Genomic DNA, 24,135 nt, shown 5'->3' with positions numbered 1-24,135 from the left:
GGTTTTAAAAACGATATAAACTAATTTGTTATTTTTTGATTATCAAGTAGTTATGTTAAATGTGTTTTGAATGAAAGAAGCTGATCTGACTTTTTTGTTGTTAAACAAAATTTATTTGGACTAAAAATGCAAATAATTTATCAACTTTTGAACCGCAATACCACGGTGGCTGATTCTTGCTTTTTCCTCTAAAGTCAACTCAGCAAACGTTTGTTGATAGCCATCAGCAACAAAAATGGGATCGTAACCAAATCCGTTGGTGCCCATGCGTTCTTCAATTATTTTTCCGTTAATTATTCCGGTAAATAAATGTTGTTCACCCTGGAGATTTAAACAAATAACGGTTTTGAAATTGGCTTTTTTGTTTTCAATTCCGTTTAAATTGGCTATTAATTTGTCAATATTGTTCTCGTCATTTTTTGGTTCGCCAGCATATCGTGCCGAAAAAACGCCAGGTTCGCCATACAAAGCGTCTACTTCCAATCCAGAATCGTCTGCAAAACAATCGTAACCGTATTTTTGACTGACATAATTGGCTTTTAGAATCGCATTTCCTTCAATAGTAGTGGCTGTTTCGGGAATCTCTTCGGTACAGCCAATATCTTCCAAGCTTAAGATTTGAATGGAATCGGGTAGTAACAATTGAATTTCCTTGATTTTATTTTTATTGTTGGAAGCGAAAACGAGTTGCATGATATGGTTTATTATAATTTTCAAAGATATTAATTTGAGTCTTTGTAACGTATTAAATTTTAAGACAATAAGGTTAAAAAAAAATAGTATATTTATTTTTTTAATTTGTTTCAAATGAGTAATAAATTATCTAGAAGACAATTATTTAAATTAATTGTGCGTAGAAATTCAAATGGTATAGATCCTTTATTGGAGAAATACAGAAGAAAAGTATACAATGGACGTCGATATGTAGACACAACCTCTTCAAGAATCTTTAACCGAAAAAATACAATTACTTCTGGGATTACTCCTTATACAGGTGTTTGGACAGAAAAAGAGGCTATACATTTATTGAAACGAACCCTTTTTGGATTTAAAATTAATGACTTAAATACATTTGTTTCTGGTGGATTGAATTCTGCTGTGAATCAACTTTTAAATTTTACTAACCCAACACCTTTACCGCCTGTAAATAATTATCAGAATGTTTTTAATGACGAAGGCGGTATAGCTTATGGTGAAGATTGGACCAATCATGCCTTTAATTCTAATTCAATAGGGGGAACTACCGATTTTTACAGAAACATAAGTTTGTCTAGTTGGAATACCGGTCAAGTATTAAATCAAGAAAATATTATTCGCGAAAAGATGCTTTGGTTTTGGTATCATTTTATACCAATTGATTTGGATACTGTAAGATCGGCATCAGGTTCTAATTCGGCAAGAATTGGTTATGATTATTTCAAATTTTTAAGAGCTAATGCAACGGGTAATTTCAAAGTAATTATTCGAAATATAGCAACTCAACCTGCTATGATGTACTATTTGAATAATCAAGTTAATACCAAAACGGCACCAGATGAAAATTTTGCTCGTGAAATAATGGAATTATTTACACTTGGAAAAGATCCTTTGAGTCAATATACGGAATCTGATGTTGTTCAAGCTGCTAAAGTGCTGACAGGATGGAGGGTTCAAAATTTGACACAATCCCCAACTACTACTTCATTTGTTAGTTCGCTACACGATACTTCTAACAAAACCTTTTCCCCTTTTTTTAACAATACTGTTATCAATTCAAATGGATCAGCTGAATTAGATGCATTTATAACGATGCTATTTAGTAAGCAGCAAGTGGTATCGGAATACATTTGTAGAAGATTGTATCGGTATTTTGTATATTATGATATTGATGCATCAGTTGAAGCAAATGTAATTCAACCTTTGGCAAGAATATTTGTAGCAGCTAATTGGGAGATAAAACCAGTGTTAGAGGCCTTGTTTAAAAGCGAACATTTTTTTGATATGGCCAATCGTGGGGTATACATCAAATCTCCATTTGACCTAGTTTTAGGTAGTTTGCGAACTTTTAATATAGTTCATAATGTGTCCGATACATCTAATTTTGATGCCCAATATTCCTTGTGGAGATATTTTAATTCCACTATTATGAAGCCAATGGAACAAACAATGGGAGAAGTGCCAAACGTTTCAGGTTGGAATGCATTTTATCAATCGCCTTCATTTCATGAGTATTGGATTAATTCGAATACTGTTCAAAAACGCTATTCTTTTATTAATACTATTTTTAATGGTTACTCACCAACATTTAATGGATTTAAAGTTAAAATAGAAGTAGATGTTATTGCTTGGGTTTCCCAATTTCCTGGATCAATAATAGAGAATCCTGATCTATTGGTAAATGAGTGTGTGAAATATTTATTGTCAATTGATCTTAGCACAAATGTAAAAGACAGTTTAAAAGTTCAAAATTTATTATCGAATCAAACTAATAATTCATATTGGACTACAGCATGGGTAAATTATACTAATTCACCAAACAATACCACCTTTACTTCAGTTGTTAAAACTAGATTGAAAGGATTATTGTTATCTATTGCACAATTAGCAGAATACCAATTAATGTAAAAAAGATGAAAAGAAGAAGCTTTATAAAGAAAACTACATTTACATCCATCCCTTTATTATTAAAAGGAATTCCAGTAGTTGCCTCTTCCGATTTGTTAAGTCAATCACTTGAAAAGATGGCTTTAGCAGCTTTAAACTGTGATAGAATTTTAGTAATTATTCAGCAAAACGGGGGCAATGATGGTTTGAATACTATTTTTCCACTTGACAAGTGGAGTAATTTAGTAAATGCTAGAGCTAACATTTTAATGGATCCAAAACAGGTACTTACTCTTTCAGATAATCCCACAACAGGTTTACATCCTGCAATGACTGAGATGAAAAATCTTTATGATAATGGGAAGATGATGATTGTGCAAGGTGTTTCTTATCCTAATCCAATTTATAGTCATTTTAAAGCTACCGACATTTGGTTTACAGGATCTGGAAGTACTAAAGATTTAGATACGGGTTGGATTGGTAGAGCATTAGATATCAAATATCCTAATTTTCCTAATGGATATCCAACAGCTGAAATGCCAGATCCTTTAGCAATACAAATTGGTTCAACTTTGCCATTTTCGTTACAAGGTCCACATATTAATATGGGGTATAGTGCACCAGATCCCAATGCTTTGTTGAATATAATTAATGGCGTTGCAGATCCCGCTCCAGATTCAGATTATGGTCATGAGTTAACGTTTTTAAGACTGATGAAAGATCAGAGTAATGAATACATCAAGGTGATTCAAAAAGCATATAACGTGCCTTTGACTACCCCTGTAATTTATCCAAAAAACAACAAATTAGCAGATCAATTAAAGATCGTAGCAAAATTGATTAATGGCGGCTTAAAATCTCCAATTTATATTGTAAATCATCCAAATTCGCATGATACACATAGTGCACAAGTAAATACTACAGACAAGACTCAGGGTACTCAAGCTACTAATTTAACTTTATTATCACAGGCCATAGGAGCTTTTCAACAAGATTTAGAAACAATGGGCAAATCGGATTCAGTATCTGGAATGACTTTTAGTGAGTTTGGTAGAAGAATTAAAAGTAATTCGAGTCAAGGTACAGATCATGGTGCTGCTGCCCCAGTTTTATTTTTTGGGTCTATGCTTAATACTTCTTCTCAAGTTAAAAAGACAATGTATCCTATTACAGGTATGATCGGAAAGTCGCCTAATTTACCTTTGAATGCGGGTGTCAGTGATCAAGTTGAAATGCAGTTCGATTACAGACAATTGTATACCACCGTGATGCAAGATTGGTTGTGTATGTCTGAAGCAGAAGCTACTCAGGTCCTAGGTACTAATTTTGTAAAACTACCCATTTTTAATGCTACATTATCTAGTAGCGAAGACTTTGACGATAACAGCATTATTCTTTTTCCAAATCCTTCTAAAGATGGAATGGTAACTCTTCGTTTTCCAGATATTGTAAAAGATTATGTTAGTGTTTCTTTATTATCTATTAATGGTCAGTTAATAAAAAGCGAAGTCTTTAAATTAAATCAAAGAGAATTGAAGTTAGATTATTCTGGACATTTACAAGAATCTATGTATATAATTAGTATTGATTGGAATGGGAATCGTTTTTATAAAAAAGTGTTGTTTAATTAAATCACAAAAAAATTTTAGTTATTACCATCATTCAAAATAAATAGTCATTCAATTCTGTTAATCAATTTTAAATAATTATTTTTGCTGATCGAAAAAAAATAAACAATTTCAATATATATCATGGTAAAAGATTTATTCGAAAGAATTCAGACTAATAAAGGACCATTAGGAAAATGGGCTTCACAAGCAGAAGGTTATTTTGTTTTTCCAAAATTGGAAGGCGAATTAGGACCGAGAATGAAATTTCAAGGAAAAGATATTTTAAACTGGAGTTTGAATGATTATTTAGGTCTTGCGAATCATCCTGAAGTTAGAAAAGCTGATACCGATGCAGCGATTGAATACGGTGCCGCATACCCAATGGGAGCTCGTATGATGAGCGGCCATACTAAATACCACGAACAATTAGAACAAGAATTAGCGGCTTTTGTAATGAAAGAATCGGCTTATTTATTGAATTTTGGTTACCAAGGAATTATGTCTACTATTGATGCTTTGGTGACTAGAAATGACGTCATTGTCTACGATGTTGATGCACATGCTTGTATTATTGACGGGGTACGTTTGCATAGTGGGAAACGTTTTACCTACCGTCATAACGACGTGGAGAGTATGGAGAAAAACCTACAACGTGCTACAAAAATTGCTACTGAAACCGGTGGTGGAATTTTGTTCATTACTGAAGGAGTTTTTGGAATGCGTGGTCAACAAGGAAAGTTGAAGGAAGTGGTGGCGATGAAAAAGAAATACAATTTCCGTTTGCTAGTTGATGATGCACACGGTTTTGGTACACTTGGAAAAACAGGTGCTGGAGCAGGTGAGGAGCAAGGAGTACAAGACGATATTGATGTGTACTTTTCAACTTTTGCTAAATCAATGGCAAACATTGGTGCATTCGTTGCTGGTGATAAAGAAATTATTGATTATTTGAAATACAATTTACGTTCGCAAATGTTTGCTAAAGCATTGCCTATGATTCAAACGATTGGTTCGTTGAAACGTTTGGAATTATTGCGTCAATCTTCTGAGATTAAAGATAAATTGTGGGTGAACGTAAATGCATTGCAAAACGGTTTAAAAGAAAAAGGATTTAATATTGGAGATACCAACACTTGTATTACACCAGTTTATTTGGAAGGTTCAATTCCAGAAGCGATGGTGATGGTGAATGATTTAAGAGAGAATTATGGAATTTTCTTATCAATTGTGGTCTATCCAGTAATTCCAAAAGGAATTATTCTATTGCGTATGATTCCAACAGCTTCTCATACTTTGGCTGATATTGACGAAACTTTATCGGCGTTTGAAGCGATTCGTGAGAAATTAGTCAATGGAACCTACAGACAAATTGCAGAGCAAACCAAAGTAGATTTGGATGCTTAATTAATCATATTGTTTAAAAAAAATCCATTCGAAAGAATGGATTTTTTTTTGAATAATTATAACTCTTTTCGAAACGTTTTTCTTCTGCAGACAATTTTGGGATCAAAATTTTTCCAAAGCAAATGAATCGCCTGATTGTCGGCTAGTTCAGGAGTTCGGATGCAATTTTGAATCCCTTTTTCGGTAAAAGTGGTATGGTATTCTTTAAAAATTATCGCGTGAACTCCTTTGTTTTGGTATTCTGGATGAACGCCAATTAAATAAAAAGTAACGTCTTTACTGTTGTTTCTAGCATTCAGCAGGTGCAGGAAACCAAATGGAAATAATTTGCCATTTGCCTTTTGTAAAGCTTTTGAAAAACTTGGCATTACAATAGCAAAAGCCACTAAATTTCCGTCTTTGTCCTCTACAAATTTGATATATTCTGGATTGATAAAACTGATGTATTTTTTTTTGAAATAGTCTTTTTGGACATCAGAAATAGCTACAAATGAAGACAAACTAGCATAAGAAGCGTTGAATAAATCAAACATCTTATCCACATACGGTAAAACGTCTTTGGTCTTCTTGAAATTAAGAGGTCGCAGTTGGTAGCGCCTTTTGATTAACTCTTGTGCTTTGTCAAAAAACTCCAATTTCACATTTTCAAAAGGGAATTTGTTTTCCAAATATTCTTTTTCGGTAACATAGCCCAATTGTTCAAAATGATCAGAATAATAGGGATGATTGTACCAGGTAATCATGGTGCCAATTTCTTCAAAACCTTCGGTGAGTACGCCAACTTTGTCCAAATTAGAGAAACCCATCGGGCCTTCGACGTATTCAAGATTGTTTTTACGGCCTAACTCATACACTTTTTCAAGTAAGGCTTTCGTTACTTCCACATCATCAATGACGTCAAACCAGCCAAAACGCACTTTCTTCTTTTGTTGGTTATTGACCTCTTCCCAATTGATAATAGCGGCAATTCGTCCTACAATTTTATTATTGCGATAGGCCAAATAAAAGTAGGCTTCCGCATTTTCAAAAGCGGGATTTTTACTTTTGTCAAAAGTTTCTAATTCGTCAGCGATAATGGGCGGAACCCAATATTGGTTGCCTTTGTATAAGGTAAAAGGGAATTTAATGTAATCGGTTAATTCACTTTTGGTAATGGCTTCTTTAATTTGAATCATGGTATAGTTCTAGAAAATCAGGAATCTCTTTTTCTTTTTATTTTTTTCTTTTTTCACACTTACGGGATCTTCTTCGATAGGTGTTCTAATTTCTTGATAATTCCCATCAAAACGGTAAGAAAAGCCAATTCCTCCATAAAAAATAGAAGGAGTGTTTTTTAAACTTGCACTTGCAGAAACGTCCAATTGAAGATCTTCTGTAACTAAATAAGCTGCTCCTGATCGGACAATTAGATCGCTATAAAAATCGCTTTTGTAGCCTTGGTTTTCTATAAATCCAGACCAGTTTTTATTTAGGCCTTTGGTAAGAGTGACCGCATAGCCATAACTTGGAAATTCAGTTCCAATATAGTCCGCAATAGTATTGGTAACCAATACCCAGCTTCCATCTCCAAAGTGATTTTGAGTAATTAAAATAACTTTGGGCGAAATGCCTGCTTTGGTAGAAAAATGATAGGGATTGTTCGCTGAAGTGATATTCGCACCAGCAAAAACAGATACTGCTGGAATCAATTGCTTCCATTTAAAAGACTTGTCCACTTTCCAGCTGTATACATTTACTTTCTTTTCTTGATTTTTAAAAGGATCATAAAGTAAATACTTTGCGCCCAAAACAGTTTGTTTAAGTGCTTTTTGGTCTATTGTAATCAAGCGAGCTTCATACAATTGACTTTGATACTGGACATCGGCAAGGAATTCTAATTTTTCCTTGAACATGCCATAACGAATCGTTGCGTCTATGCCATAACCATTGGTAACATAGTTTAGTAAATGGTGTTTTTGACTTATTCCATAAGCCCCGGTTTCCAATTGTATCACTGATTTTCCTACTGCAAAAGCCGACATCGTTTCGCCAGGTCTATTGGAATTGATTTGGTCCGTATATTGGGCAAAACTCCATAGTGGAATTAATAAAAAACTCAATAGTATCGAAGGGTTATTTTTAAACATAGTTGTCTTTATTGGTTTAGATGGAAATAACGCTTATCAAAAGTACTATAATTTATTATTTATTTAAGAGGTATAACTTTAATTTGAACAATTGATTTATTATTTTTGGGCAAAATATTCCGATTATGCAAGAAGCTTCTTTTTCTAATTTTATAAGAACTGTATTTTACATATTGATGTTCTATTATTTATTTAAGTTTTTAGCGCGCTTGTTTTTGCCTATGTTAGTTAAAAAAGCAGTAGAAAAGGCAGGTGAGAGTTTTCAAAAGCAACAGCAATATGCTCAAGAGGCTGCTTGGAAAAAAGCGCAAAATAACGATGAAATTATCTACAAAGAAACGGATGCTAAAAACCCTCGTGAAACCAAAAAAGTAGGGGACTATGTGGATTACGAAGAAATAGATTAAATTTGCTTCCATCCTGATTTTCTGTATGCTAACCAAACTATTTTTACATTGAAAAAACTAAATACGTTCTATCCACATTTGCTTGCCATTATTGGTTTTGTTCTTGTTTCCTTGATTTATTTTTATCCTGTTTTACAGAGAAAACAAATTTTCCAATCCGATATTGCACAATATACTGGAATGGCAAAAGAACAAATTGATTTTCGCGAAGCAACAGATAAAGAACCGTATTGGACCAATTCCGCTTTTGGAGGAATGCCAACCTATCAATTGGGAGCAAAATATCCACATGATTATATAGGTGCTTTAGATGATGTAATGCGTTTTTTACCTCGACCAGCCGATTATTTATTTTTGTATTTCTTAGGATTTTATGGGTTATTGTTAGTGCTTAAAATTGATCCTCTGAAGGCGTTTTTTGGAGCGATTGCTTTTGGTTTCTCTACTTATTTGATCATTATTTTGGGAGTTGGGCACAATGCAAAAGCACATGCTATTGGGTATATGCCCTTGGTGATTGCAGGATTTCTAATGGTCTTTCAAAAAAAATACGTTTGGGGTGGTTTACTGACTCTGTTTGCAACAGCTTTAGAAATTAATGCCAATCACTTTCAAATGACCTATTATTTGTTGATTTTTTTATTGGTGTTGGTGGGTTATTTTTCCTTTCAATTTATCAAAGAGAAAGACTATAAAGGATTAGGAATTGCTTTTGGGGTATTAGCTATTGCTGGTATTTTTGCTATTGGTGCCAATGCTACGAATTTATTGGCTACAACTGAATACACCAAATTTAGTACCCGTGGAAAAAACGAATTGACCTTCAATAGTAATGGTTCTAAAGTAACTGAAAACAGTGCGTTATCTCGTGATTATATAACTGAGTACAGTTATGGCATTGCTGAAAGTTTCAATTTGGTCGCGCCAAGACTTTTTGGAGGATCTAATAATGAAACCTTAGGAACTGATAGTAGTATGTATCAGTTCATGATCAGCCAAGGAGTGCCAGACAGTCAAGCGCAAGATTATGTAAAAGGAATGCCTACCTATTGGGGAGACCAACCCATTGTTGCAGCACCAGCATACATTGGGGCAGTAGTATTCTTTTTGGCTTTCTTAGCTTTGTTTATAGACAATCGTAAAATCAAATACGTTTTCTTTGGAGGAGCCATGATTGCTTTGGTGTTGTCTTGGGGAAAAAACTTTCCAGTACTAACCAACTTTTTTATTGATTATATTCCGTTGTATGATAAATTCAGAGCGGTTTCTTCGATACAAGTCCTGCTAGAATTATGTTTCCCGGTATTAGCAGTGATGGGGTTACAGTCTTTTTTCCAATTGGATCAAAATCAGCAAAAGAAAGGCTTGCTCCAATCGACCTTGTTTGGTCTTGGAGTGCTATTGATACTGTTTTTGTGTAAAGGGACCTTTAGTTTTTCTGCTTCAAGTGATGACTATTTTATCAAAAATTATGGACCTGCTTTTGTAGACGCTTTAAAAGCAGATCGAAAAACCATGTACAGCGCTGATTTGTTGCGTTCTGCATTTTTTATTCTGCTTGTGGCTGGATCTTTATTGTTGTTTATCAAGAAAAAATTGGCTCAGCAAACTACTATAGTCGTTATTGGATTGGTCATGATTTTTGATCTGTTTGTAGTGGACAAAAAATACGTTTCTGAAAAAGATTTTGTAAGCAAAAGAGAAATAGAAGTACCTTTTCAAGCCACTCCGGTAGATGCACAGATATTGCAAGACAGTAGCAACTATCGGGTTTTTGAAATCAATGGTAATTTATCTAGTGCCAGAGCTTCCTTTTTCCATAAATCAATTGGTGGCTATCATGCGGCAAAGCCAAGAAGAATGCAGCAATTATTTGATTACCAAATTGCCAAAAATAATTTAGAACCCTTGAACTTCTTGAATGTAAAATATTTGATTCAAACGGATAAAGAAGGTAAAGAATTTCCTATTGCCAATCCGGATGCCAATGGAAATGCTTGGTTTGTGAGTCAGGTGAAATTAGTTCCAACTGCAGACGAAGAGATGAAGGCATTGGGTCAACTAGATTCCAAAAATGTGGCTGTTTTAAATTCAAAGGAATTTACAATGAATAAATTGGCTTTCGTCAAAGACAGTTCAGCTGTAATCACCTTGGATTCGTATCAGCCCAACCATTTACAATACACTTCTATTAATGCCAATGAAGGTTTAGCAGTGTTTTCAGAAATGTATTATAAAAATGGCTGGAATGCCTATATAGACGGGAATAAAGTAGAACATCTTCAAGTTGATTATGTTTTAAGAGCATTGGTACTTCCTGCAGGAAAACATAGTGTTGAATTTAAATTTGAACCTCAGGTGGTTCAAACAGGTAGCACAATTACTTTGGTAAGTTCTATTGGGATCCTTTTACTATTGATGGGCGGAATTTATTTCGAAAGAAAAAAGACAATCGAAATGCAGCAAAATGGCAAATAATAGCACCAAAAAACTTTTAATCATTACCTATTATTGGCCGCCAGCTGGAGGGCCAGGAGTACAACGTTGGTTGAAGTTTGTGAAGTATTTACCTGATTTTGATGTACAACCTATCGTATTCGTACCTGAAAACCCAACCTATCCAATTGTGGATTCTAATTTGGTTGCTGAAGTTTCAGATAAAGCCATTATTTTAAAAACTCCCATTTTTGAACCGTATCAATTGGCTTCTTTTTTATCTAAAAACAAGACCAAAAAAATCAGTTCAGGGATTATTCCCAATCAAAAAAAGCAATCGTTTTTAGAGAAAGTGATGCTTTGGGTACGAGGTAATTTATTTATACCTGATGCTCGGGTATTTTGGGTAAAACCTTCTGTTGCCTATTTGGAAAAGTACATTCGTGAAAACGAAATTGACACCATAATTACATCGGGACCACCACATAGTTTGCATTTGATCGGATTGGAATTAAAACAAAAAATGAATCTGAAGTGGTTGGCAGATTTTCGTGACCCTTGGACCACTATTGGTTACCATAAATCGTTACGATTATCTCAATATGCAGCTAAGAAGCACAAACAATTGGAAAGGCAAGTGTTAAATACGGCTGATACCATTATCGTAACTAGTAAAACTACTAAAGCCGAGTTCCAAGCTTTAACCACTAAACCAATTGAAGTAATTACCAATGGCTTTGATGTTGAAAAAGTAGACAAACAAAGCTTGGATACAAAATTTAGTTTGGCTCATATTGGTTCTTTTCTATCAGAAAGAAATCCGAAAATAGTATGGGAAAGTTTGGTCGAACTTTGTACTGAAATTCCTGATTTTAAATCCCATTTAGAGATCAAATTAATAGGCGCTATTAGCCAAGAAGTTTTGGAAACAATCGAACAATTTGGATTGAATTTGTACTTAAATAATCTAGGTTATGTATCGCATGCCGAAGCTGTGGCACACCAGCGCAAATCACAAGTTCTATTATTAATAGAAATTAATTCAGAAGAAACCAAAAGTATATTGCCAGGAAAATTGTTTGAGTATATGGTTTCGGAACGGCCAATACTAGCTATCGGTCCAAAAGATTCTGATTTTGCTGAGATAATAACCAATACTAATTCAGGAGTGTTTTTTGAGTATTCAGAAAAAGCGAAATTAAAGCAAACCATTCAAGAGTATTATAATCAATTTTTGGTAGGGAAACTGCAATCACATGCAGTTGGACTTCAGCAGTATTCTCGAAAAAATTTAACCCAACAATTAGTCGAACTACTTCGCCAACAATAATATACCAATTTACTTATGGGAATCGTATTAAATCAGTCTTTAAAAAATACCATCATCACCTATATAGGTTTTGCAATTGGTGGTATCAGTACGATTTTTTTATTCCCTTCTATTTTAGGAAAAACCTATTACGGTTTGTCCAATTACATTTTGTCTTGTGCCAATGTCATTATGCCTTTGTTTGCAATTGGAATGCAGAATACTTTAGTTAAATTTTATTCGCAATGCAAAACTGAGAAAGAACAAAATCAATTTTTATCCTTTTCGGTTCTATTTCCACTAGTATTAACGATCCCGCTTTTACTTTTAGGCTTATTTTTTTATGATGAGATCAGTTTGTTTGTAACCAAGAAAAATCCAATAGTAAAGGAGTTTATTTATTTAATCCCATTTATTGGATTATGTATGGCTTATTTTGAGATATTTTATGCTTGGGCTAGGGTGCATATGCATTCGGTTTTTGGAAATTTCATCAAAGAAGTGGGACTGCGATTGTTTTCGTTAGTAGCTTTAGTAGGAATGTATTTGGGATGGATTACGGCAATAGAGTTCATCTACTTAACGGCAGGAATTTATTTTGTAGCATTATTAATCACGATGCTGTATGCCTTTAGAGTAAAAAAACCTGAATTTCAACTTTCGATCCCCCATAACGTTAAAGGTATTTTAGAATACACGTTTTATATCATTTTATCCGGTAGTGTAGCTAATCTTCTTTTGGATGGCGATAAAATTATGTTGAACCAATATATGGACATTGGTAATATTGCTTTTTATTCGGTGGCAACTTATATTGCCTTAGTAATTTCAGTGCCAAGTCGGGCGATGCACCAAATTGTATATCCAATTACGGCCAAGTTAATGCATGAAAACAAACACGATGAACTGAATGATTTATACAAGAAGACTTCAGTCAATTTGCAAATAGTAGGCGGCTTTGTTATGTTGTGCATTTTTGTCAATATTGATCAATTGTACGAAATGCTACCCAAAGATTATGCGGGTGGAATTTGGATTGTTTTTATCATTGGTTTATCCAAATATTTTGATTTAATCTTAGGGAATAACAATGCGATAATTTTTAATTCAAAATATTACCGAATGGTATTGTTCTTAGGATTGATGCTTGTTTTCTTTACGATTGTTTTGAATATGATCTTTATTCCTTTGTACGGTATTACAGGTTCGGCAATAGCGACCTTATTGTCTATTACCATTTATAGTGTTGCTAAATTGATGTTTGTGGTAAAAAGAATGCATTTGTATCCATTTACAATCCAAACGATCTATTCGATTTTAATTACTGCCATTTTATTTGTGTTGTTTTACTTTTGGAAGTTTCCATTTCATCCAATAATTGGTATTGTATTAAAATCCATTCTGGTAACCATACTCTATGTATATATTAATTATCGATTTTCAATTTCAAAGGAGATCAATCAAGTATTGAATTCGTTAATTAAAAAATTGAAATTCTAATTGGTGTAATATCACTAAATCTTGGTATTGTACAGGAGATTGGATGGGATTATTTTTGTTTGTAGTAAGAATAGAATTCCATTTTATGAATCACAAGCAGTATAGTTCCGAAAAGAGTTTACAAGATTTTTATAAACGAGTAAGTTCAAAAATAAGCACCGGATTTATAGTAAAAGAGAGAAATGATAAATTACCTTTTGCTATTTTATCTAGAGAAGCTAGAAGAATCAATCACAGCTTTAACTTTGTATTGTTTTGTTTGACCTTTGGATTATGGTCAATATGTTGGCTTTATCTAACCTTTGTTTATGGTAAAGAAAAGCGAATTCTTATTGCCATAGATGAAGACGGTAAGACTTTTGTGGATTCCTGTTACTAATTCTGATTTATAGTTTTTCTTTTAGATAACTAGCCGTAATCGATTTTTTCATTTTTACCAAATCTTCAGGAGTTCCAGCACCTAATAATTGTCCTCCGTTTTCGCCTCCTTCTGGTCCTAAATCAATAATCCAATCGGCACATTTAATAAGATCCAAATTGTGTTCGATCACAATGATGGAATGTCCTTTTTCTATCAAAGCATCAAAGGAAGCTAATAATTTTTTAATATCATGAAAATGCAATCCAGTTGTAGGTTCGTCAAATACAAACAGCGCTTTGTCTTTGGTAGCACCTTTTACTAAGAAGGAAGCTAACTTGATACGTTGCGCTTCCCCACCAGATAGTGTAGATGAAGATTGTCCTAGTTGGACATAACCCAAGCCAACATCCTGAAGCGGTTGTAGCTTTTGAGTAATTTTGGTTTGTTTGTGCGTGGTAAAAAAGGCTATCGCATCATCTATAGTCATAGTTAGAATATCATTGATGTTTTTGCCTTCAAATGCAACTTCTAATACTTCTTTCTTAAATCGTTTACCATTACAGGTTTCGCAATGCAATTGCACATCCGCCATGAAAACCATTTCAACATTGATGGTTCCTTCACCTTTACAGCTTTCGCAGCGACCGCCATCTACGTTGAAAGAAAAATGTTTGGCTTGATAGCCTCTTACTTTTGAAAGCTTTTCTTTGGCATACAAATCCCGAATATCATCATAGGCTTTGATGTAGGTAACGGGATTCGAACGAGAGCTTCTTCCAATAGGATTTTGGTCCACATATTCTATATGTTTGATATGCGAAAAAGACCCAGTCATTTCGGTAAATTGCCCAGCTTTTTCACCCGCATTATCGAGTTTCTTTTGCATGGCAGGAAATAGGATTTTTTTGACCAAAGTACTTTTTCCACTTCCAGAAACGCCAGTTATTACTGTAAGAACGTCTAATGGAAAACTAACATCAATGTTTTGCAAGTTGTTTTCTCTTGCGCCTTTGATTTCAATTTGATTTTTGAACGGTCTTCTTCTTTTTGGAACAGCAATTTCTAATTTACCATTCAAATATAAAGATGTTAAAGAATCCGATTGCAGGATTTCGTCATAGGTTCCTTGCGCTACTAAATTACCACCATGCGTTCCTGCTTCTGGGCCAATGTCGATAATCATATCGGCAGCTTTCATGATATCTTCATCGTGTTCTACTACGATTACCGTATTGCCTAAATCTCGTAAAGACAGCAATACTTTAATTAAGCGTTCGGTGTCTTTTGGATGCAGGCCAATACTTGGTTCATCCAAAATATACATTGATCCGACTAAACTACTTCCTAAAGAAGTCGCTAAGTTGATACGTTGTGATTCACCGCCAGAAAGCGTAGCCGAATTTCGGTTTAAGGTCAGGTAATCCAAACCTACTTCAGTTAAAAAAGACAAACGATTATTAATTTCGATTAAAAGACGTTTGGCAATTTGTATTTCGTATTCGTTGAGATCAATGTTTTTGAAAAAATCTACCAAATGACGAATTGGTAAATCCACCAAATCGGAAACCGTTTTGCCGTTTATTTTTACATAAGAAGCTTCAATGCGTAGTCGTTTTCCTTTGCAAGTGTTACACTTGGTTTTTCCGCGGTAACGGGACAACATTACCCGGTTTTGAATCTTGTAATTTTTCTCCTCGAGTTCTTTGAAAAAGTCATTTAGACCTTGAAAATATTGATTTCCTGTCCAAACTAATTCTTTTTGCGCTTCGGTCAATTCGAAAAAAGGTTTGTGAATTGGGAAGTCAAATTTGTAGGCATTTTTAACTAATTCATCTCTGTACCAGCTCATGCTTTCTCCTCGCCAAGGGAAAATGGCATTTTCATAAATAGACAAGCTCGTATTTGGAATAACCAACTCCGTGTCTATTCCAATGATGTTACCATAACCTTCGCAAACTGGACATGCGCCATAGGGATTATTAAAACTAAACAAATGCACATTAGGCTCTAAAAAAGTAATACCATCCAACTCAAAATTATTCGAATAGGAGAATCGTTTATCGGAGTTTAATTCTTGTAAATAACAAATGCCTTTTCCTTCAAAGAAAGCCGTTTGAACAGCATCGGCTAATCGGTTGTAAAACTCTTCTTCGTCTTTGACAACAATTCGGTCAACAATTAGAAAGATTTCTTTTTTACCTAAATTTTTAGGCAAATCGTCCAAACGAACCATTTCGCCATCAACTAATATTCGAGCAAAACCTTGTTGTAACAATACGTTGAGTTTGTCTTCAAGTTTTCGCCCTTTTTCTAAATGAATAGGAGCAAGGAGTAACCATTTGCTATCTATTTCTAAATTTTTTACTTCTGAAACGACATCGGTAACGGTATTTTTTTTGACTTCCTGACCTGAAACAGGAGAGAAAGTACGCCCAACTCGGGCATATAATAATTTAATATAATCGTAAATTTCAGTTGAGGTTCCAACTGTAGAACGAGCATTAGTCGTATTAACCTTTTGTTCAATAGCAATCGCAGGTGCAATACCTTTGATGTATTCTACTTTGGGTTTATCCAAACGGCCCAAGAATTGGCGTGCATAAGACGATAAACTTTCCACATAACGACGTTGTCCTTCGGCATACAAAGTATCAAAGGCCAAACTTGACTTTCCAGATCCTGAAAGCCCTGTAATTACTACCAGTTTGTTCCTTGGAATAGCGACATCTACATTTTTTAAATTATGTACTTGAGCGCCTTTTATGATAATGTTTTTCTTAGGATCTAGTGAAGCAATGTCGGTTGGCATAAGACTTTTTAATTTTCACAAAAGTAAGCATTTTCCAACTGAGATTAGCAACCACCAATTAACCATTTTTACTGTTTTATTCAATTTAATTAGCGGCTTTTATGAGATTATTAAGGTGCTTAAATCACTATTTTTTTAAATTATCATTTTTTTCTTAGGTTATTCTAATTAAAATAATTTAAATTTGAAATTCAAAATCATCAAAAAACAAAAGCCTATTTAACATTTTTACTTTTTAGAACATTTTTTTTTTTACTATTTCAAACCCTCTAAAAGGTAATTTATGGCTATTACTCCCATTGATGATGCTACATTAGTACATGATTATATTGCTGGCAACGAAGCTGCATTAGCAACGCTTATCAAAAGACACCAATCCAAAATTTTCGGTTTTATCTATTCCAAACTTGGCGATAGAGACATGGCAAACGATATATTTCAAGATACGTTTATTAAAGTGATTCGAACTTTGAAATCCAATGCGTATAACGAAGAGGGAAAATTCCTTCCTTGGGTAATGCGAATTGCGCATAATTTGATTGTAGATCATTACCGCAGCAATAAAAAAATGCCATTGTATAGAGAAACAGAGGATTTTTCTATTTTTTCTATCATGACAGATGATGCTTTGACGATTGAAAATAAACTAATTTCTGATCAGGTTTCCAACGATTTACGCCAATTAGTTGAAGAACTCCCTGTTGATCAAAAAGAGGTATTGATGATGCGTTTGTATCAAGATATGAGTTTTAAAGAAATTTCGGAGGCTACTGGAGTGAGTATTAATACGGCATTAGGGCGAATGCGTTATGCATTACTTAATTTGAGAAAAGTGATTGATAAACATCAAATTACTTTAACTAATTAAACAATAATGTTTGGTTTTTGTCGTTGTATTGTAAATTCTAAATACCAACTATGGCAAAAATCTACTCTAAAAAATCATTTATTGCTCCTAAAATGAAACCAAAGAAAGAAGTTATTTCTTTCTTGCTGCACTATTCAAAAGCGTTGAAAGTAGTCAAAACGGAGTGCGCTACTTTTGAATTTATTGCTAATTAATTATAAAGCAGACTCTTTTTAAAACAAAAAAGAGTCTGCTTTATACTTTTAAAAATCAAATTGGATACCTTGTGCTAACGGAATTTCAGTACTATAATTAATGCTGTTAGTTTGGCGTCTCATATAAGCTTTCCATGCATCTGAGCCCGATTCTCGACCACCTCCAGTTTCTTTTTCACCTCCAAATGCACCACCAATTTCGGCACCGCTAGTCCCAATATTTACATTGGCAATACCGCAATCAGAACCTTCGGCAGATAAGAATAGTTCGGCTTCTCGCATGTTTAAAGTCATAATAGATGATGACAAACCTTGTGGCACATCATTTTGAATAGCAATTGCTTCCTCTAAATTTGAATACTTAATCACGTACAATAAAGGAGCAAAAACTTCCTCTTTTAAATATTCAAATGTTTTTTCTACCGCAACGATACTTGGGCTAACATAACAACCCGATTCGTATTCTGCTCCTTGAAGTTGTTTTCCTTTGATAATAAAGGTAGCATTTTCTTTTTCACATTTTGAAAGTGCGTTGAGATACATTTGCACCGCATGCTGATCAATTAAAGGTCCAATATGATTTTTAGAATCTAAAGGAGAACCTATATGTAGCTGTTGGTAGGCTACAACTAATTTCTCCAAAAATGCGGTATATATACTTTCATGAATGATAAGTCTTCTTGAGGTAGTACATCGTTGTCCTGCAGTTCCAATAGCTCCAAAAACAGCCGCTCTTACTGCTAATGATAAATCAGCATTTTCAGTAATTATTATTGCATTGTTTCCGCCTAATTCTAAAAGACATTTTCCTAATCGATTCCCAACTGCTACTGCTACTTTTTTACCCATTGCAGTTGATCCTGTTGCCGATATTAAGGAAACACGTGTGTCTTTTGTCATGATTTCCCCCAAAGTGCCATCTCCCATAATTAAATTGGAGATGCCTTCCGGTAAATTATTTTCCTTGAAAACTTTGGCAACAATTTTTTGGCAAGCAATGGCGCATAATGGTGTTTTTTCAGATGGTTTCCAAATACATACATTTCCACATACCCAAGCTAAAGCGGTGTTCCAACTCCAAACGGCTACTGGAAAGTTAAATGCAGAAATGATTCCTACAATTCCCAATGGATGGTATTGTTCATACATTCGGTGTTGGGGTCTTTCAGAATGCATTGTTAATCCATACAATTGTCTTGAAATCCCGACTGCAAAATCACAGATATCAATCATTTCTTGAACTTCACCCAAGCCTTCCTGCAAACTTTTTCCCATTTCATAGGCAACTAATTGACCTAATTCGGCTTTTTTATTTCGTAATTCATTTCCAATTTGTCTCACGATTTCACCTCTCTTAGGAGCAGGAACTTTTCTCCATTCCAGGTGAGCCTGTTGTGCTTTTTCAACTACTTTTTCATAATCTGATGAAGAGGTAAAAGCAACTTCTGCAATTTTTTTTCCATCTACTGGAGAAAATGATTCGATGCTATTTTCAAAATCACCAAACGCATTAATACCAGTATAGGTCCCTAATTCTTTCTCGCTTAATCCTAATTTTTGTATGAAATTATTTTCCATTTTTTTATTTTTTTGTTGTTTGTGAAGTAAAAGTGCTTTCGAATATTTTATCAGCATTTTTAGCTTCAAATCCATCTCTACGGTGTTCGCGTCGAATAGCTTCTTTGGGTAAATGTCTGAATTCGGGTAGTACTTTTCTTTCTGCAAATTCGACATAGGAACCTGAAATTAGCATTTTCTCATTGTTTGAGAAAGTGGCTTCTATCATTTGTGCAACAGTCGAACTTTGCCAAAGTAACCCATCAGGACTTTTTTTAATTTTTCCTCCAGCATCATTCAATTGGATTCCGTTTTTTTCTAGCCAACTATTGAAAGATTCTAAATCATTACATTTTGCCAATTCATGGACACTGATAGTAAAATGATTTAAATAATATCGGTTGTAAATCGTCCAGGCAGCATATTCGCTCTCTTTTAAAAGAGTTGTATAATCTTCCAAAGTAGGTAAAGTCCATAATGCTTTGTGCAGAAAATGATCTACTGCTTTTGGGTCGTTTAAATCTAAAGTATCTACAGGATCGAACGTTACCTCATTTGTATATTTTAGTATTATTTCTTGTGTTGCTGGCGACAAATCAACCACACGCAATTCACTTATAAAAATTCTTGGATATTCTGGTTTTGGAGGATGGTACCAAAATGCATTTAATTTTTTTTCTTCAAAATAGAGGTACTCTTTTTTCTTGTAACCATAATGTAGAAATATTTTTTCCATTGAGGCAATTCCTAAGTTAGGTACGCCCATTGTTCTAAAAGCAATATGGTCATTATGAAATGCAGATTCATTATTTAAAATCCCTTCTTTTAAAAGTCCATTTACAATTTTATCCACATCAGGTACGCGTTCTTTATAACGTGATATTAATCCTTCTAAAACATAGTCTAGATTTTTATATTGGGTTTCCATGAATTGTGTTATTTAAAATAATAGTTTAAAAATGGGCTTTTTACATAATCCTCATAAGGAATATCTTCTTGCATTACATATCCAGATTGTGCAATTTTTCCTTGGGAATGTAAATCAATTACGGCGCAAACAGATCCGGCTGTTGTTAATTGGATTCCTGTAAAATGTTTGTTCCCTACCATTTGATTTGGAATTGTATGTGAAACCGTTTTTTGTTCGAGTTTACCATTAATTAAACCAGTTACACTAATGTAAATAATTATTACATCTTCAGATGTAGTGGCTATGTTGTTGTTGAATATTTTTGTTAATAAAGGTCTGTCATTTTTAAATCCAAGATCTTCAAATAAGAATTTCATTAAGTCGCGATGTCCTTTGTAACGAATGGTTTTATAATCTAAGTTTTCTACTTTCCCATTTAATTTCTCTGCTAATCCACCAATTCCTCCGGAAGTATTAAACGCTTCATATTCAATGCCTTCTAAACAAAAATATTCTAATCCTTCTAGCGGGAGCACCTTTGTAAACTTGCCATTTACTATGGCATCACAAGGATGAGAGTATTCGTTTAAGAGCCCGTCAGTACTCCAAGATAGATTGTATTTTAACATATTGTTTGGACTCAGTGTCAAAGCACCAACACGTAATTTTACATCTTTTAATTCGTCAAAATAATTACACAAATGATTGGCACTTATACTTACAAATCCTGGAGCGAGTCCACATTGTGGAATAAATGTACTTTTTGATTTTTTAGCTATTTCTTTAATATAATTGGCAGACTTCACATCTTCTGATAGATCGAAATAATGCATTTCTTTCTTGGCTACCGCATCAATAATCCCAATATTTAAATGGTAGGGACAGGCATTCAGTACATATTCGTATCCGTTTGCTAAAACGGCATCAATTGTACTTGCATCTGAAATATTTTCTATTAAAACAACAATACCTGCTTTTTCAAGTTCAGTATGATGATCCTGTCTTTGATTATCTACAATAGTGACTTGAAATTTCGAACTTTCTTGCAACATAAATGCTGCTGTTGAACCTATTTTACCGCTTCCTAAAATAATTATTTTTTTCATAGTATAAAATTTAACAAAAATTGATTGATGTGTTACAAATATAACAAAATATCAATTTGAATTTAATTTTCATAACAAATAAAAAAGTATTTCAATTTATTTGTTGAATTGGGTAAAAAGTTGCTCTTTCTTAATGAAGTTATAGTATTTTGTCAAGTACCGATTTTCTTCCGATTGTTTTCGTAATACTGTCTTTCTCTATATCCCAACCACGAGCAGGCGAATATTCCCTTCCGTACCAAATGATTTGTAAATGCAGTTCATTCCATAATTCCTCAGGAAAAATACGTTTGGCATCTTTTTCGGTTTGTACCACATTTTTCCCATTGGTTAAATTCCAACGGTACATCAACCGATGAATGTGGGTGTCAACCGGAAATGCAGGTACGCCAAAGGCTTGAGACATGACAACACTCGCCGTTTTATGTCCCACGGCTGGTAATTCTTCTAATGCTTCAAAACTTTGAGGAACTTGACCATTGTGTTTTTCGATAAGAATTTGCGATAAACCATAAATTCCTTTTGATTTCATAGGAGATAAACCGCAGGGGCGAATAATTGCTTTTATTTCTTCAACAGATAATTTAACCATATCGTAAGGGTTATCTGCTTTAGCAAATAGGAGAGGTGTAATTTGGTTTACTCGAACATCGGTGCATTGCGCTGAAAGTAATACAGCAATTAATAAAGTGTAGGGATCTTTGTGGTCTAATGGAATAGGAATTGTAGGATACAATTCTTTTAACGTATTTATAACAAATGTTACCCGTTCCTGTTTGTTCATTTTTGTACTTTTATTCCAGTAAAAATAATACAATTCCAATAATTCAATACTAAATACATGACAACATTAAAAATAGGGGATCAGGCTCCGAAATTTTCTGGAGTGGATCAAGACGGAAAATCTCATCAATTAGCGGATTACAAAGGGAAAAAACTAGTGGTTTTCTTTTATCCAAAAGCGAATACCCCTGGTTGTACTGCCGAAGCTTGCGATCTAAGAGATAATTTTGAGCGATTTAAAGCCAATAATTATGCACTTCTTGGAGTTAGTGCCGATCCTCAAAAAGCGCAAGCTAAATTCAAGGAAAAATTTGATTTTCCTTTCCCATTATTGGCTGATGAAGATAAATCGGTAATTCAAGCTTTTGGAGTTTGGGGACCAAAGAAGTTTATGGGTAAAGAATACGATGGAATTCATAGGACTACTTTCGTAATTGATGAAAACGGAATTATAGCAGACGTCATTTCAGAAGTTAAAACCAAAGCGCATGCTGATCAGATTTTGAAGTAATCCTATTTCAAATAAAAATCCCCAATTGAAAACAGTTGGGGATTTTTTTTATCTATTTTTTGGTTACTTATACCTCTTTCAAGAATTTACTTGGCTCATAGCCAAATAAATGGTGTTCTTTGATAATTTCAGCTACACCGGAAGGAAGCATTGGTTCCCAACCTTCTTTACCTTGACTAATCATTTTAAGCACCTCACGGGAGAATACTTCTAATATTTCAGGATTGTAATCTTCAATATCAATTACTTTTCCATTGAATTTAAAGAATTTGTACAATTCTTTCATTCGTGGATGTACTTTTAGGTTTTCAGAAGTTATGATTTCGCCATTCTCTCCTATCATTGGGTATAAGAATACTTTCATGTCGCGGTAGAATAACTTACCAAAGGCTTCTAGGATTCCTCCGCTCAAATGGCGGTAGTATTTTTCGTCAAAGATATCGACTAAGTTGTTAACTCCCATGGCTAATCCCATGCGGGCTTTGGTATAATTAGCAAAATATTCCACTACTTTATAGTATTCTTGGAAATTTGAAATCATTACAGTTTGTCCCAAAGAACAAAGTAACTCGGCACGATCCATAAAATCTCTTTCGTCGATTTCACCATCAGATCGCAAGTTAGATAAGGTGATTTCAAATACTACGAGTGTGTTTTCTTTTTCAACTTTATTTTCATTGAGGAACATTTTCAACGATTTCTCGTACATGTCCATATTTACCTTAGTTACAGGTCGGAAACTTCCTCTAAAGGCTAATAAATTTTTCTTGTATAAAATTGCAGCCGGTAATATGTTTTTTCCTTCTGGATTGAACATTACGGCATCAGTCATTCCATTTTTAACCAATTGCAAACTCATCAAACGGTTGTCTACATCAGCAAAACGAGGTCCAGAAAAGTTAATGGTGTCAATTTCTAGTTGGTCTTTGTCCAAATGGTCGTACAAATAGCGCAACAATTTTTTTGGATCGTTGTATTTGTAATACGCACCATAAATCAAGTTTACCCCTAATATACCTAGGGTTTCTTGTTGCAATCTCGAATCCGTTTCTTTGAACCGAATGTGGAGTATGATTTCGTTGTACGCTTCGTCTGGTTCAATTTGGAAACTAATTCCAACCCATCCATGCCCTTTGAATTGCTTTGCAAAGTCGATAGTAGCTACCGTGTTAGCATAACTGAAAAACATCTTATTGGGATGTTTGTCACGACTCAAACGCTTTTCAATTAAGCTTACCTCATGCGAAAGCATCTTTTTCAATCGGCTTTCAGTTACATAGCGACCATCTTCTTCAATACCGTAAACGGCATCACTAAAATCTTTGTCGTAAGCAGACATTGCTTTTGCAATTGTACCAGAGGAACCACCTGCTCTAAAAAAGTGTCGAACCGTTTCTTGGCCTGCGCCAATTTCAGCAAAAGTTCCGTAAATATTTTCGTTGAGGTTGATACGGAGCGCTTTATCCTTAATAGAAGGAATTTGCTCCATTACTTTATCTCCTTTGAGTTTTATCTTTTTAGTATGCATTTTTTGTATTAAATGGGCTTTAATGTTACAAAGTTAACAAATAAGGGGTTTGCCAAAAGAAATTTAACCATAATTTTATAAAAAAATAACAACTACATTCGATTATTATTTGAATCGTATTTTTAGCGCTTTC

Annotated in this window: 20 protein-coding genes; 11 read left to right on the top strand and 9 right to left on the bottom strand. The window is 34.1% G+C overall.

From position 1 onward, the window contains the following. Positions 1–120: 120 nt before the first annotated feature. Positions 121–693 (bottom strand): non-canonical purine NTP diphosphatase, encoded by a 573-nt coding sequence (locus LPC21_RS09875; RefSeq protein WP_229317056.1) that lies wholly within the window; start codon positions 691–693, stop codon positions 121–123. Between the two features lie 114 nt (positions 694–807). Here LPC21_RS09875 and LPC21_RS09870 point away from each other — a divergent pair, with 114 nt between their 5' ends. From LPC21_RS09870 to capB, 3 genes are all read left to right on the top strand, one after another. Further along, on the top strand, positions 808–2,604 hold the full coding sequence (locus LPC21_RS09870; RefSeq protein ID WP_229317054.1) for a DUF1800 domain-containing protein: 1,797 nt from the start codon (positions 808–810) through the stop codon (positions 2,602–2,604). A gap of 5 nt (positions 2,605–2,609) precedes the next feature. After that, on the top strand, positions 2,610–4,214 hold the full coding sequence (locus LPC21_RS09865; protein WP_229317052.1) for a DUF1501 domain-containing protein: 1,605 nt from the start codon (positions 2,610–2,612) through the stop codon (positions 4,212–4,214). 120 nt (positions 4,215–4,334) lie between these two features. After that, on the top strand, positions 4,335–5,597 hold the full coding sequence (gene capB / locus LPC21_RS09860; RefSeq protein ID WP_229317049.1) for a cysteate-C-fatty acyltransferase: 1,263 nt from the start codon (positions 4,335–4,337) through the stop codon (positions 5,595–5,597). 56 nt (positions 5,598–5,653) lie between these two features. Here the strand turns inward: capB and LPC21_RS09855 are convergent, their stop codons facing one another. Together LPC21_RS09855 and LPC21_RS09850 are read right to left on the bottom strand one after the other, a co-directional pair. Further along, positions 5,654–6,772 (bottom strand): GTP cyclohydrolase, encoded by a 1,119-nt coding sequence (locus LPC21_RS09855; RefSeq protein WP_229317047.1) that lies wholly within the window; start codon positions 6,770–6,772, stop codon positions 5,654–5,656. A 9-nt stretch (positions 6,773–6,781) separates the two neighbouring features. Then, positions 6,782–7,723: a transporter gene (locus LPC21_RS09850; RefSeq protein ID WP_229317045.1), complete on the bottom strand. Its 942-nt coding sequence runs from the start codon at positions 7,721–7,723 to the stop codon at positions 6,782–6,784. A gap of 125 nt (positions 7,724–7,848) precedes the next feature. Between LPC21_RS09850 and LPC21_RS09845 the strand changes: the two genes are divergently transcribed. The 5 genes from LPC21_RS09845 (at position 7,849) to LPC21_RS09825 (ending at position 13,754) form a co-directional block, all read left to right on the top strand. Beyond that, entirely contained in the window at positions 7,849–8,130 is a 282-nt protein-coding gene (locus LPC21_RS09845; RefSeq protein ID WP_229317043.1) for a DUF4834 family protein, read from the top strand. Between the two features lie 48 nt (positions 8,131–8,178). Beyond that, positions 8,179–10,608, top strand: coding sequence for a YfhO family protein (locus LPC21_RS09840; RefSeq protein WP_229317041.1), 2,430 nt, complete (start codon positions 8,179–8,181; stop codon positions 10,606–10,608). After that, positions 10,598–11,896, top strand: coding sequence for a glycosyltransferase family 4 protein (locus LPC21_RS09835; RefSeq protein WP_229317038.1), 1,299 nt, complete (start codon positions 10,598–10,600; stop codon positions 11,894–11,896). Before LPC21_RS09840 ends, LPC21_RS09835 begins: the two co-directional genes overlap by 11 nt. A gap of 15 nt (positions 11,897–11,911) precedes the next feature. Then, positions 11,912–13,375, top strand: coding sequence for a lipopolysaccharide biosynthesis protein (locus LPC21_RS09830; protein WP_229317037.1), 1,464 nt, complete (start codon positions 11,912–11,914; stop codon positions 13,373–13,375). A gap of 85 nt (positions 13,376–13,460) precedes the next feature. Beyond that, on the top strand, positions 13,461–13,754 hold the full coding sequence (locus LPC21_RS09825; protein ID WP_229317036.1) for a hypothetical protein: 294 nt from the start codon (positions 13,461–13,463) through the stop codon (positions 13,752–13,754). Between the two features lie 7 nt (positions 13,755–13,761). Here LPC21_RS09825 and uvrA read toward each other — a convergent pair whose 3' ends face one another. Next, a complete protein-coding gene (gene uvrA, locus LPC21_RS09820; protein WP_229317035.1) occupies positions 13,762–16,545 on the bottom strand; it encodes an excinuclease ABC subunit UvrA in 2,784 nt (927 codons plus the stop codon). 283 nt (positions 16,546–16,828) lie between these two features. On the opposite strand from uvrA, the gene LPC21_RS09815 reads away from it, so the two are divergent. Together LPC21_RS09815 and LPC21_RS09810 are read left to right on the top strand one after the other, a co-directional pair. Further along, complete coding sequence (locus LPC21_RS09815) at positions 16,829–17,413, top strand: RNA polymerase sigma factor (protein WP_229317034.1); 585 nt, start codon at positions 16,829–16,831, stop codon at positions 17,411–17,413. A gap of 50 nt (positions 17,414–17,463) precedes the next feature. After that, a complete protein-coding gene (locus LPC21_RS09810) occupies positions 17,464–17,607 on the top strand; it encodes a hypothetical protein (RefSeq protein WP_229317032.1) in 144 nt (47 codons plus the stop codon). Positions 17,608–17,655: 48 nt separating this feature from the next. Here the strand turns inward: LPC21_RS09810 and amaB are convergent, their stop codons facing one another. The 4 genes from amaB to LPC21_RS09790 form a co-directional block, all read right to left on the bottom strand. Beyond that, complete coding sequence (gene amaB, locus LPC21_RS09805; protein WP_229317030.1) at positions 17,656–19,185, bottom strand: L-piperidine-6-carboxylate dehydrogenase; 1,530 nt, start codon at positions 19,183–19,185, stop codon at positions 17,656–17,658. Positions 19,186–19,189: 4 nt separating this feature from the next. Then, positions 19,190–20,092, bottom strand: a complete 903-nt coding sequence (locus LPC21_RS09800; protein ID WP_229317029.1) for a DUF1338 domain-containing protein — start codon at positions 20,090–20,092, stop codon at positions 19,190–19,192. Positions 20,093–20,100: 8 nt separating this feature from the next. Continuing rightward, positions 20,101–21,180, bottom strand: a complete 1,080-nt coding sequence (locus tag LPC21_RS09795) for a saccharopine dehydrogenase family protein (protein WP_229317028.1) — start codon at positions 21,178–21,180, stop codon at positions 20,101–20,103. Positions 21,181–21,319: 139 nt separating this feature from the next. After that, complete coding sequence (locus tag LPC21_RS09790) at positions 21,320–21,964, bottom strand: endonuclease III domain-containing protein (RefSeq protein WP_229317027.1); 645 nt, start codon at positions 21,962–21,964, stop codon at positions 21,320–21,322. A 57-nt stretch (positions 21,965–22,021) separates the two neighbouring features. On the opposite strand from LPC21_RS09790, the gene bcp reads away from it, so the two are divergent. Next, positions 22,022–22,474: a thioredoxin-dependent thiol peroxidase gene (bcp, locus tag LPC21_RS09785; protein WP_229317026.1), complete on the top strand. Its 453-nt coding sequence runs from the start codon at positions 22,022–22,024 to the stop codon at positions 22,472–22,474. A 67-nt stretch (positions 22,475–22,541) separates the two neighbouring features. Here bcp and LPC21_RS09780 read toward each other — a convergent pair whose 3' ends face one another. Beyond that, complete coding sequence (locus LPC21_RS09780; RefSeq protein ID WP_229317025.1) at positions 22,542–24,002, bottom strand: TonB-dependent receptor; 1,461 nt, start codon at positions 24,000–24,002, stop codon at positions 22,542–22,544. Between the last annotated feature and the right edge of the window lie 133 nt (positions 24,003–24,135).

The organism is Flavobacterium ammoniigenes (assembly GCF_020886055.1).
Lineage (GTDB): Bacteria > Bacteroidota > Bacteroidia > Flavobacteriales > Flavobacteriaceae > Flavobacterium > Flavobacterium ammoniigenes.
This window is presented reverse-complemented; position numbering and strand designations above follow the sequence as displayed.